Annotated in this window: 11 protein-coding genes; all 11 read left to right on the plus strand. The window is 67.1% G+C overall.

From position 1 onward, the window contains the following. Positions 1-5 precede the first annotated feature (5 nt). The 11 genes from ACH438_RS31930 (at position 6) to ACH438_RS31980 (ending at position 11,654) form a co-directional block, all read left to right on the plus strand. Complete coding sequence (locus ACH438_RS31930; RefSeq protein ID WP_397011975.1) at positions 6-200, plus strand: ubiquitin-like protein Pup; 195 nt, start codon at positions 6-8, stop codon at positions 198-200. Next, positions 197-1,051 (plus strand): proteasome subunit beta, encoded by an 855-nt coding sequence (gene prcB / locus ACH438_RS31935; RefSeq protein ID WP_397011977.1) that lies wholly within the window; start codon positions 197-199, stop codon positions 1,049-1,051. The genes ACH438_RS31930 and prcB overlap by 4 nt, the downstream gene beginning before the upstream one ends. Next, a complete protein-coding gene (gene prcA / locus ACH438_RS31940; protein WP_397011979.1) occupies positions 1,048-1,815 on the plus strand; it encodes a proteasome subunit alpha in 768 nt (255 codons plus the stop codon). The genes prcB and prcA overlap by 4 nt, the downstream gene beginning before the upstream one ends. A 192-nt stretch (positions 1,816-2,007) precedes the next feature. Continuing rightward, on the plus strand, positions 2,008-3,366 hold the full coding sequence (gene pafA / locus ACH438_RS31945; protein ID WP_397011981.1) for a Pup--protein ligase: 1,359 nt from the start codon (positions 2,008-2,010) through the stop codon (positions 3,364-3,366). A gap of 230 nt (positions 3,367-3,596) precedes the next feature. Beyond that, positions 3,597-4,589, plus strand: coding sequence for a helix-turn-helix transcriptional regulator (locus ACH438_RS31950; RefSeq protein ID WP_397011983.1), 993 nt, complete (start codon positions 3,597-3,599; stop codon positions 4,587-4,589). After that, positions 4,586-5,647, plus strand: a complete 1,062-nt coding sequence (locus ACH438_RS31955) for a helix-turn-helix transcriptional regulator (RefSeq protein WP_397011985.1) — start codon at positions 4,586-4,588, stop codon at positions 5,645-5,647. The genes ACH438_RS31950 and ACH438_RS31955 overlap by 4 nt, the downstream gene beginning before the upstream one ends. Then, on the plus strand, positions 5,644-6,675 hold the full coding sequence (locus ACH438_RS31960; RefSeq protein WP_397011987.1) for a 2-dehydropantoate 2-reductase: 1,032 nt from the start codon (positions 5,644-5,646) through the stop codon (positions 6,673-6,675). Before ACH438_RS31955 ends, ACH438_RS31960 begins: the two co-directional genes overlap by 4 nt. A gap of 66 nt (positions 6,676-6,741) precedes the next feature. Further along, positions 6,742-7,023, plus strand: coding sequence for a Sec-independent protein translocase subunit TatA (gene tatA, locus ACH438_RS31965; RefSeq protein ID WP_397011989.1), 282 nt, complete (start codon positions 6,742-6,744; stop codon positions 7,021-7,023). A 94-nt stretch (positions 7,024-7,117) separates the two neighbouring features. Beyond that, a complete protein-coding gene (gene tatC / locus ACH438_RS31970; protein ID WP_397011991.1) occupies positions 7,118-8,086 on the plus strand; it encodes a twin-arginine translocase subunit TatC in 969 nt (322 codons plus the stop codon). 3 nt (positions 8,087-8,089) lie between these two features. Then, entirely contained in the window at positions 8,090-10,780 is a 2,691-nt protein-coding gene (locus tag ACH438_RS31975; protein ID WP_397011993.1) for a DEAD/DEAH box helicase, read from the plus strand. Positions 10,781-10,904: 124 nt separating this feature from the next. Continuing rightward, positions 10,905-11,654 carry a DUF4333 domain-containing protein gene (locus ACH438_RS31980; RefSeq protein WP_397011995.1) on the plus strand — a complete coding sequence of 250 codons (750 nt, stop codon included), beginning with the start codon at positions 10,905-10,907 and terminating at the stop codon, positions 11,652-11,654. Positions 11,655-11,656 lie beyond the last annotated feature (2 nt).

Raw genomic sequence — 11,656 nt, forward strand, 5'->3', positions numbered from 1 at the left:
CTGCTATGGCACAAGAGCAGACCAAGCGCACCGGTGGTGGCGACGAGGACGAGGGCCCAGTCGGGGACGGTGCTGCCGGACAGGAGCGCCGCGAGAAACTGGCCGAGGAAACCGACGACCTGCTCGATGAGATCGACGATGTCCTCGAAGAGAACGCGGAGGACTTCGTCCGCGCCTACGTGCAGAAGGGCGGCCAGTGACCCAAGGTGACCCCCTGCGGCTCCAGACGGGGTTCGCCCAATCCTCCTTCTCGGAATACCTGCGGATGCACGCCCCGGAACTGTTGCCGGGCAATGATTTCCGTAGCGCCGGCGCTCCCTCGGGTGCGCCGGCGGATATCGCCCCGCACGGCACCACCATCGTCGCGGTCTCCTTCCGCGGCGGCGTGCTGATCGCCGGCGATCGCCGGGCTACCCAGGGGAACCTGCTCGCCAGCCGTGACATCGAGAAGGTGTACATCACCGACACCTTCTCCGCGGCCGGCATCGCGGGCACCGCGGGCATGGCCATCGAGATGATCCGCCTGTTCGCGGTGGAGCTCGAGTACTACGAGAAGATCGAGGGCGTCCCCCTCACCTTCGACGGCAAGTCCAACAAGCTGTCGAAGATGGTGCGCGACAACCTCCCCGCGGCCCTGCAGGGCCTCGCGGTGGTGCCGCTGCTGGTCGGTTTCGATCCGGACGCGCTGGACGCGGACAAGCAGGGCCGCATCGTGTCCTACGACGTGGTCGGCGGTCGCAGCGAAGAGCGCTTCGGTTACACCGCGGTGGGGTCGGGTTCCCTGTTCGCCAAGTCGTCGCTGAAGAAGACCTACCGTCGCGGTATCGATCAGGACCAGGCGCTTCGCATCGCCGTGGAGTCGCTGTTCGACGCCGCCGATGACGACACCGCCACCGGCGGCCCCGACACCATGCGGGGCATCTATCCGACGGCGATCGTCATCGATTCCGAAGGCTCCGTTGAGGTTACCGAGGATCGATTGGCGGGGATCACGCGCACGGTCGTGGACGATCGGTCCGCGCTGGCCGCGGAAGGGGGCGGCGAAGCATGACACTGCCGTATTACGCATCGGCCGAACAGATAATGCGCGACAAGACCGAGCTCGCGCGCAAGGGCATCGCACGTGGCCGCAGTGTCGTGGTGCTGGTGTACGACAAAGGTGTGGTGTTCGTGGCCGAGAACCCTTCGGCCACACTGCACAAGGTGAGTGAGTTGTACGACCGGGTGGGTTTCGCCGCGGTCGGCAAGTACAACGAGTTCGAAAGCCTGCGCCGCGGCGGCATTCTGCAGGCGGATCTGCGCGGCTACCAGTTCGACCGGCGCGATGTCACCGGGCGCTTCCTGGCGAATCTCTACGCGCAGAGCCTCGGCACGATTTTCACCGATCAGCTCAAGCCGTTCGAGGTGGAGATCTGTGTCGCGGAGGTGGGTTATCCGGAGCAGGAATCGAACTCGGTGCTGTACCGGATCAACTTCGACGGATCCATTGTCGACGAACGGGAATTCGTGGTGATGGGCGGCAATACCGAGCCGATCGTCACCGCCCTCAAGGCTTCCTACCAGGCGGGCATGGACCTGCATTCCGCGGTCACCGTGGCCATGCAGGCGCTGCAGAAGGCCGTTCCCGAGGGTGACAAGGAGAAGCGGACCGTCGGCTCGTCCTCGCTCGAGGTGGCGACGCTGGAGCAGTCCCGGCCGCGGCGGTCCTTCCGCCGGGTGCAGGGTGCGGCGTTGCAGGAATTGATCACCGGTAAGAAAGCCACGGCCAAGGCTGCCGCCGAGGCCGACAAGCCGGGAGCGGGCGACCCCTCCTAGGCCCGAAGCGAATCCCGATATCCGGGATGAGGCCCCTTTGCACTCTGCCTAGCAGAGTGCAAAGGGGCCTTGCTTTTTCGCTGGCTACACCGGGTGCGGTATGACATCCCGTGCGAAATCGTTGCCAAGACGTTTGCATCATGTCTGCTCGACCACCCTCTTGACGCTGCTCATCGCTGTAATGTCGATAGGGTGCAGCGACGAATTATGGGGATCGAGACCGAATTCGGTGTGACGTGTACGTTCCACGGCCACCGTCGGTTGAGCCCTGACGAGGTGGCCCGGTATCTGTTCCGCCGGGTGGTGTCTTGGGGCCGTAGCTCGAACGTGTTCCTCCGCAACGGTGCCCGGCTCTACCTCGATGTCGGTTCGCATCCGGAGTACGCGACGGCCGAATGCGACAGCCTGGTGCAGTTGGTAACCCACGACCGGGCCGGTGAGCGGGTGCTCGAGGATCTACTCATAGATGCCGAGCAGCGACTCGCAGAGGAAGGTATCGGCGGCGATATTTACCTGTTCAAGAACAACACGGACTCCGCCGGCAACTCCTACGGATGTCACGAGAACTTCCTGGTCGTGCGGGCCGGCGAGTTCTCCCGCATCTCGGACGTGCTGTTGCCGTTCCTGGTGACCCGTCAGCTCATCTGCGGCGCCGGCAAGGTGCTGCAGACGCCCAAGGCCGCCACGTTCTGCCTCTCGCAGCGCGCGGAGCACATCTGGGAGGGCGTCTCCTCGGCGACCACCCGGTCCCGGCCGATCATCAATACGCGGGACGAGCCGCATGCCGACGCCGAGAAGTACCGGCGCCTGCACGTGATCGTCGGCGACTCCAATATGGCCGAGTCGACCACCATGCTGAAGGTGGGCACGGCCTCGCTCGTCCTGGAGATGATCGAGGCGGGTGTGACGTTCCGAGACTTCGCTCTGGACAACCCGATTCGCGCGATCCGCGAGGTCTCGCACGATCTCACGGGCCGGCGTCCGGTGCGGCTGGCGGGCGGGCGTCAGGCTTCGGCGCTCGACATCCAGCGCGAGTACTACGCCCGCGCCGTCGAGCACCTCCGCAACCGCGACCGCGATCCGCAGGTGGACGCGGTGGTGGATCTGTGGGGCCGCACGCTCGACGCGGTCGAGGCGCAGGACTTCGCCAAGGTGGACACCGAGATCGACTGGATCATCAAGCGCAAGCTGTTCCAGCGTTACCAGGACCGCTACAACATGGAGTTGTCCGACCCGAAGATCGCTCAGCTCGATCTCGCCTACCACGACATCAAGCGTGGCCGCGGCGTCTTCGACCTGCTCGCGCGCAAGGGCCTGGCCAAGCGGATCACCGAGGACGAGGCCGTGGACGCGGCGGTCACCACGCCACCGCAGACCACCCGCGCCAAGCTGCGTGGTGATTTCATCACCGCCGCGCAGGAGGCCGGGCGCGACTTCACCGTCGACTGGGTGCACCTCAAGCTCAACGATCAGGCCCAGCGCACGGTGCTCTGCAAGGACCCGTTCCGCTCGGTCGACGAGCGCGTGGATCGCCTCATCGCCTCCATGTAGACAGCACCAAAAACGGTCGGGCCGTGAACCTTCGAGGTTCGCGGCCCGTCTCGGTCTGGACTGAGTGGAGCGGGGGAGCGAAGCGGAGGAGCGGAGGGAGGGAAGAACGAGACTTTCAGGGCCGCGAACCCGCCCGGAGGGCAGCGGAGGGCAGCGGAGGGCAGAGAATGCTGTGGGGAAATGGGCACCGGCCCCGACGTCGTCCGGCGGCGCACATTACTCTCTATCCCGTGGCGATATCCAAGGTTGAGCGGCTGATGAATCTGGTTATCGCGCTGCTTTCCACCCGGCAGTTCCTGACCGCGGAGCGGATCCGGGACAGTGTTGCCGGGTACGAGGAGTCCGCGAGCGACGAGGCGTTCAGCCGAATGTTCGAGCGCGACAAGAACGAGCTGCGCGATCTGGGGATTCCGCTGGAAATCGGTCCGGTGAGCCGATATTCGAGCGTCGAGGGGTACCGCATCAACCGGGATGCGTACGAACTGCCCGATATCGATCTGACCAGTGAGGAAGCGGCCGCGGTCGCGGTGGCGGTGCAGTTGTGGGAGTCGCCGGAGCTGGCGGCGGCCGCCGAGGGCGGTCTGCTCAAGCTACGCGCGGCCGGCATCCATCTGGAACCCGATGCGGGGGTGGCGGCGGTGCCCGCGGTGCCGGCGCGTACGCGTGGTTCGGAACCGGTGCTGGGCAAGCTGCTCACCGCCATCGATGCCGGTCGGTCGGTCAAGTTCCAGCATCGCCAGTCGCACGGCGATCCGGTGGAACGCGATGTGCAACCGTGGGGTGTGGTCACCCACGGCGGCCGCTGGTACCTGGTCGGCCACGACAATGCCCGCGATGCCACCCGCGTGTTCCGCATCTCGCGCATCGGTGAGGACGTGGTCGAATACGGCCCGGCCAATACCGTGCACAAGCCCGAGGACATCGACCTGCGCGCCCTGGTCGCCGAGGTGACCGCGCAGACCCCGATCACCGGTTCGGCCACGGTGTGGGTCGCCAAGGGCCGCGGTCAGGAGATCCGCCGCATGGGCGCCACCATGGAGGACCGCGTGATCGGCGGCCGGCCCGGCTCGATCGTGGAGGTGCCGATCCGCTCGCGCGACTGGCTGGCCCGGCTCATCACCGGTCTGGGCGCCGACGCGCTGGTGATCGCGCCACGTGAGTTGCGCGACAACGTGATTGCCCGGCTGGAGTCGGTGCTGGAGCGGACGGAGGTCTCCCGATGAGCGAGCCGATACGGGTGACCCGCCCCTCGGACGGCAAGAACCGCGCGGCCGCCGCGGCCGGCAGCCGGCTGTCGGTGCGCTTGGCGCGCCTGCTGAACATGGTCCCGTACTTCCAGGCCAATCCGGGCATCAGCGCCGCCGAGGCCGCCGTGGAACTCGGCGTGAGCACCAAGCAGCTGATGACCGACCTGAATCAGCTGTGGATGTGCGGACTTCCGGGTTACGGCCCCGGTGATCTGATCGATCTGTCCTTCTCCGAGGAGAGCATCGAGGTCACCTTTTCCGCGGGCATCGACCGCCCGCTGCGGCTGACCTCCCCGGAGGCGACGGCCCTGCTGGTGGCGTTGCGTTCGATCGCGGACCTGCCCGGCATGGTCGATCCGAGCGCGGCGCACTCGGCCATCGCGAAGATCGAATCCGCCATCTCCGGAACGAAATTCGAGGGCCCGACGCTGCCGGTGCCGGTGGAGGCGCCTTCGGTGGCGACCGTGCGCTCGGCGCTGGAGAACGTGCACGCGCTGCGCCTGGTCTACTACTCGGCCAGCCGCGACGAGGTCTCCGAACGCGTGGTGGACCCGATCCGAATCGTGCTGGTGGACAACAACAGTTATCTGCAGGCCTGGTGCCGCCAGGCCGAGGGTGTGCGGTTGTTCCGGCTGGACCGCATCGAGGAGGCCACCGAGCTCGACGAGCCCGCGCGCCCGCCCGCCGATGCCACCGACGAGACCGCGGCCCTGGACCTGTTCGTGGACGATCCGGCGGTGCCGTTGGCGCGCTTGCTGATTCGCCCGGACTACGCCTGGGTGGTGGATCAGTATCCGATGCACCGGGTGACCACGCATCCCGACGGCAGTGTCGAGGCCACCATGCGCTTCGCCACCCTGGATTGGATGGCGCGCCTGCTGCTCGGATTCGGTGCGGGGGTGACCGTGCTCGGCCCGCAGGAGCTGGTGGCCGCGGTGCGCGATCGTTCCGGTACGGCCTTGTCGGCGTATGCGGAGCTGGCGGCGGACGGCGTCCTACAGACGCCGGGATTCGAGGAGGTCGGTCCCGCTTGAGTTTTCGCGTGACGGTGCTCGGCGCCGGCAGTATCGGGGTGTTCGTCGGGGGCAAACTGGCCGCGGCGGGTGCGGACGTCACGTTCGTGGGCCGGCCACGCATCCTGGACGAGATCAACGCGCACGGGCTGCGCCTGACCGATCTGGACGGCCACGATGTGCGGGTCCAGCCCACGGCCTTTCACACAGCGACCGAGCCGTCGGGGGATACCGATCTGGTGCTCATCGCGGTGAAGTCCGCGGGTACGGCCGCGGCGGCCGAGCAGCTCGTCGGCGTGCTGAAGCCCGGGACCGTGGTGATCAGCCTGCAGAACGGCATCGGCAACGACGCGGTCATCCGCGAGATCCTGCCCACCTGCGTGGTGCTGGCCGGCATGGTCATGTTCAATGTCGTGCAGCACGGTGGCGGGCATTTCCATCGCGGCACCACCGGTGCGGTGGAGATCGCCGATGATCCGGTGCTGAACCGTTTCGCGCCGGTGTTCAAGGCGTCGGGGCTGGGTTTCGATCGCCGCGCGGATCTGCTGTCGATCCAGTGGGCGAAACTCTTGCTGAATCTGAACAATCCCATCAATGCCCTGTCCGGGCGTCCGCTGCGCGAGGAGCTGGGCACCCGCGATTACCGCCGCTGCCTGGCCCTGACCCAGCGTGAGGCGCTGACGGTCATGGCGCACGCCCGGATTCGCCCGGCCCGGCTCACGCCGGTCCCGCCCGAGCTCATGACGCGACTGCTGACCGTTCCAGACGGTATGTTTCAAAGGGTTGCCGGCAAGGTGCTGGCCATCGATCCGGTGGCCCGTTCGTCCATGGCCGATGACCTGGCCGCGGGGCGTAAGACCGAAATCGCTTGGCTCTGTGGCGAAATCGTGACCTTGGGCACTTTGGTCGATGTGCCCACACCGGTGAACCGCAGGCTCGTCCAACTCGTGACAGCTGCGGAGAACGGTGACCGCCGCACCTGGTCAGGCGCGGAATTGCTGGCCGAGCTGCGCGCCGCGGCCCGTGGCGGCGCGGCAAACAAGGGTTGACAAGAACGTTCGCTATATGCGGGTCCGGTAGCATCGAACCCACCACAGTCTTTGGAGGTAATTGGAATGACAGGCGCCATCAGCCCGTGGCACTTGCTGATCGTCGTGCTGATCTTCTTGCTGTTCTTCGGTTCGAAGCGCATGCCCGATGCGGCCCGTAGCCTGGGTCGCTCCATGCGGATCTTCAAGTCCGAGGTCAGCCAGATGTCGGGCGAGAACAGCAGCGCGGGCCAGGCCGCTCCGGAAGCGCAGGCCCAGCAGCCAGTGCAGCCGCAGCAGTTGCCTCCGGCCCAGCCGCCGGCCGCTCCCGCGGCCGCACCGCAGCCGAACGACCAGCACAAGGCCTGAGCCCTCGCACCACCCGGGATGAGCCGTGCTCATCCCGGGTGAGTCGTTGTCCGGGTCCGGGGCGTTCACTCGCAGCGAGGCATAAACACACACCATGCGCATTCCGTTCGATCCCCGGCGCAGCAAGCGCCGCACGAACCCCGACGGCACCATGTCGTTGGTGGAGCACCTCGAGGAGCTCCGGCGCCGATTGCTGATCGCCTTGGCGGCCATCGCGCTCACCACCATCATCGGATTCATCTGGTACGACGCGTCGTTCTTCGGCATCAAGAGCCTCGGCGATGTGCTGACCGGCCCCTACTGTGATCTGCCGTCGCATCTGCGCGCGAATCTGAGCCCCGACGGCCAGTGCCGGCTGCTGGCGACCGCGCCGTTCGAGCAGTTCATGCTGCGGTTCAAGGTCGGTCTGACCGCGGGCATCGTGCTGGCCTGCCCGGTCTGGCTGTATCAGCTGTGGGGGTTCATCACCCCGGGCCTGTACTCGAAGGAACGCAAGTACGCGCTGTCGTTCGTGACCTCGGGCGCGCTGCTGTTCGTGACCGGTGCGGTGCTGGCGTACTGGGTGGTCGCGCACGCGTTGCGGTTCCTGATGGGCATCGGCAGCAATGTGCAGATCACCGCGCTGAGCGGTTCGCAGTACTTCGGGTTCATCATCAAACTGCTGGTGATCTTCGGTGTGAGCTTCGAAACTCCCTTGCTCATAGTCGGTTTGAACTTCATGGGGGTGCTCACCTACGAGCGGCTCACGAAGTGGCGGCGCGGCTTGATCTTCGGCCTGTTCGTCTTCGCGGCCATCGTGACTCCGCAGGACCCGATCTCCATGCTGGCGCTGGCCCTCGCGCTGACCGTGCTGTTCGAGGTGGCGGTGCAGATCGCGCGCGTCAACGACAAGCGCAAGGCCCGCAACGCCGAATGGGCGAACCTCTCCGACGACGAGGCGTCCCCGCTGTACGAGCCCGGTGGCCTGGATGCGCCGAGCCCGGTCGAGGCGCCCGAACCGGTCGCCGCGACACCGCCGGAGAAAACCACTCGAGGCATGTCGGATTACTCGGATACTCTCTGACGAGTGACATCAAGGTCGCTTGCTGGCGAACTGACGGCATTCGCCGCCGAACTGAAATTCGATCTCGATCCGTTCCAACGGCAGTCGTGTGCGGCGCTGGAAGGCGGGCACAGTGTGCTCGTCTGCGCGCCCACCGGCGCCGGTAAAACCGTGGTCGGCGAGTTCGCGGTGCATCTGGCACTGGCCTCCGGCGGAAAGTGTTTCTACACCACGCCGATCAAGGCGCTGTCGAATCAGAAGTTCGCGGATCTCACCGAAAGATACGGCCGCGAGACGGTCGGCTTGCTCACCGGTGACCAGTCCATCAACCCGGACGCCTCGGTCGTGGTCATGACCACCGAGGTGCTGCGCAACATGCTGTACGCGGAATCCGATGCGCTGCACGGGCTCTCATATGTGGTCATGGACGAGGTGCACTACCTGGCCGACCGCTTCCGCGGCGCGGTGTGGGAGGAGGTCATCCTGCACCTGCCCCCGGAAGTGCGCCTGGTCAGCCTGTCGGCCACGGTGAGCAATGCCGAGGAATTCGGTGCGTGGATGGAGACGGTGCGCGGGGATACCGCGGTCATCGTGGACGAGACCCGGCCGGTGCCGCTGTGGCAGCACGTCATGGTGAGCCGCAGGCTGTTCGACCTGTTCGATCCCAAGTCCAGTGACGCCAAGGTGATGGTGGATCAGGATCTGCAGCGCTACATCAAGCACCGCGAGGCCACCGACCGCATGGACAACTGGGCGGTGCCCGGTCATCGGGGCGGGCCGCGGCGCTCGTTCCGGCCGATGCCGCGCCCGGAGGTGATCGCGCGCCTCGACGAGGAAGGGCTGCTGCCGGCCATCACGTTCATCTTCAGCCGCGCGGGCTGCGATGGCGCGCTGGCACAGTGCGTGCGCTCGCGACTGGACCTCTCGCGCCCCGACGAGCGGGCGCGGGTCGACGAGATCATCGAGAAGCACACCGGTGACCTGCCGCGCAGCGATCTCGAGGTGCTGGGCTACTGGGAGTGGCGCGAGGCGCTGCATCGCGGATTCGCCGCTCATCACGCCGGGATGCTGCCCGCCTTCCGGCACACGGTCGAGGAACTGTTCGTGCACGGCCTGGTGCGGGCCGTATTCGCCACGGAGACACTGGCTCTGGGCATCAATATGCCCGCGCGCACGGTGGTGCTGGAACGGCTGGTCAAGTTCAACGGCGAGAGCCATGCCGAGCTGACGCCGGGGGAGTACACGCAGCTCACCGGTCGTGCGGGGCGGCGTGGCATCGATGTCGAGGGCCACGCGGTGGTCATGTGGCAGCCCGAGGTCGACACCAGCGCGGTGGCCGGTCTGGCCTCGACCCGGACCTATCCGCTGCGCAGTTCGTTCCGCCCGGGCTACAACATGTCGATCAATCTGATCGACCGGATGGGCGCCTCGGAGTCGCGGGCGCTGCTGGAGCGTTCCTTCGCCCAGTTCCAGGCCGACCGCTCGGTGGTGGGCCTGGTGCGCGGCATCGAACGCAACGAGTCGCAAATGCGCAAACTGCGCTCCCAGCTCGGCGATGACGACTTCCTCGAGTACATCCAACTGCGCGAACGCATTCGCGGCCGTGAACGCGATATCGAACGCCAGGGCCGCACCGATCGCCGCCAGGCCGCGGTCGCCGCGCTCACCACGCTGCGCCGCGGTGATGTGGTGGCGATCCCGTCCGGTCGCCGCCAAGGCCTCGCGGTGATCCTGGAACCGGATGCCACACCGGGTGATCCGCGGCCGCTGGTGCTCACCGAGGACAAATGGGCGGGCCGGGTCTCGGCCGCCGATTTCCCCACGCCGGCACAGACATTGGGCCGGCTGCGGCTGCCCAAGCATGTGGACCACCGCACCGCGCGGGTGCGCCGGGATCTGGCCTCGGCGCTGCGCAGCACCGGGCTGGTCGCGCCGAGCCGGGGCCGGCACGGCGGAAAGTCCAAGGCCGCCGACGATCACGAGCTGCTGGCGCTGCGCCGCGCGCTGCGCAATCACCCCGGGCACGACCGGCCCGATCGAGAACAGCTGGCGCGCATCGGGGAACGCTACAACCGCGTGCAGCGCGAGACCGAGTCCATGCGCCAGCAGGTCGCGGCCACGACGAACTCGCTGGCCCGCACCTTCGACCGCATCCTCGGGCTGCTCGACGAACGCGGCTATGTCGAGGACGGTGAGGTGACCGCCGACGGGCGCCGCCTGGCCCGCATCTACGCCGAAGCCGATCTGGTGGTGGCCGAGAGCCTGCGCCAAGGCATTTGGCGTGGCCTGGGCCCGGCCGAACTCGCCGCGGTGGTCTCGATCCTGGTGTTCGAATCCCGCCAGGAGGGCGGCTACCTGGGTGCGTCCGGTCCGACCGCGCCCATCCGGCGTGCGGTGGATGCGACTATCGGGGTGTGGACGAAGCTGCGTGCCGACGAGGCCCGGCATCGCCTGCAGCCCACCCGCGAACCCGATCTCGGTTTCGTCACCGGCATCTACACCTGGGCGCGTGGCGATGATCTCGCCGATGCCCTGCTGGCCAGCGGTGATCGTGGAAATTCGCTGTCCGCGGGCGATTTCGTGCGCTGGTGCCGTCAGGTGATCGACCTGCTGGATCAGATCCACAACACCGCCGACGATGTGGAGGTGGCGGCGACGGCATCCAAGGCGGTGCGGGCGATTCGCCGCGGCGTGGTAGCTGTCGACGCGGCGTAGTAGGTGTGGGCGCGAGACATACGACTGTGATTTGATTCCAAGGACACCGACCGCGGTGGGTTCACGAGCGTGCGCCCGCTCGGGGGGTAGCGTGTGTGAGACGGATGCGAGTGGAGGCAAGCCAATGAGCGGCCCTTATGGACCGAACGACGCCCCTGGCACAGGGGAGGGACGCAACGATCCGACGCAGCAGTGGGGTAGCGGCCAGCCCGCGCCCGGCGCCGGGCAGGCTCCGCAGTGGGGTGCGCAGCCTCCGGCGGAACCGACCACGCAGTGGGGTGGACAGCAGCAGCCTCCGCAGCAGCCGTGGGGGCAGAGCCAGCCGCAGCAACCGGTTCCGGGTCAGCCGTGGGGGCAGAGTCAGCCGCAGTGGCAGCAGTCGGCGCCCGGCCAGGAATGGCAGCAGAGCGCACCGCAGCAGCAGGTTCCGGGTCAGCCCTGGCAGCAGAGCCAGCCGCAGTGGCCCCAGCAGCCCGGCCAGGAAGGCTGGAATCCGCAGCTGAGCCAGCCCGGTCCGGGACAGCCGTGGCCGCAGCCGCAGCAGCCCGCCTCCGGTGGCGGCAAGAAGAAGACCTGGTTGTTCGTCGGTGCGGGCGTGGTGGTCCTGATCGTCATCGCCGCGGTCGTCGTCGGTGTGTTCGCGCTGACGTCGAAGGACAAGCTGGACAACTCGGCCGTGCAGAACGGTGTCACGAAGGTGCTCAAGGATTCCTACGGCATCGACGACGTGCAGAACGTGAGTTGCCCGTCGGGCCAGAAGGTCGAGGTGGACCACACCTTCGACTGCACCCTCAAGGTGGGTGGCGAGGCCAAGAAGGTCACTATCAAGATCACCAAGGATGACGGGACCTATGAGGTCGGTCGTCCCAGTTAACG

The organism is Nocardia sp. NPDC020380, assembly GCF_044386975.1.
Lineage (GTDB): Bacteria > Actinomycetota > Actinomycetes > Mycobacteriales > Mycobacteriaceae > Nocardia.

Excerpts from the sequence above, each read along its gene's own strand:
- ACH438_RS31930 (WP_397011975.1), top strand. The coding sequence starts at position 6 with ATGGCACAAGAGCAGACCAAGCGCACCGGTGGTGGCGACGAGGACGAG.
- prcA (WP_397011979.1), top strand. The coding sequence starts at position 1,048 with ATGACACTGCCGTATTACGCATCGGCCGAACAGATAATGCGCGACAAG.
- ACH438_RS31955 (WP_397011985.1), top strand. The coding sequence starts at position 4,586 with ATGAGCGAGCCGATACGGGTGACCCGCCCCTCGGACGGCAAGAACCGC.
- tatA (WP_397011989.1), top strand. The coding sequence starts at position 6,742 with ATGACAGGCGCCATCAGCCCGTGGCACTTGCTGATCGTCGTGCTGATC.
- tatC (WP_397011991.1), top strand. The coding sequence starts at position 7,118 with ATGCGCATTCCGTTCGATCCCCGGCGCAGCAAGCGCCGCACGAACCCC.
- ACH438_RS31980 (WP_397011995.1), top strand. The coding sequence starts at position 10,905 with ATGAGCGGCCCTTATGGACCGAACGACGCCCCTGGCACAGGGGAGGGA.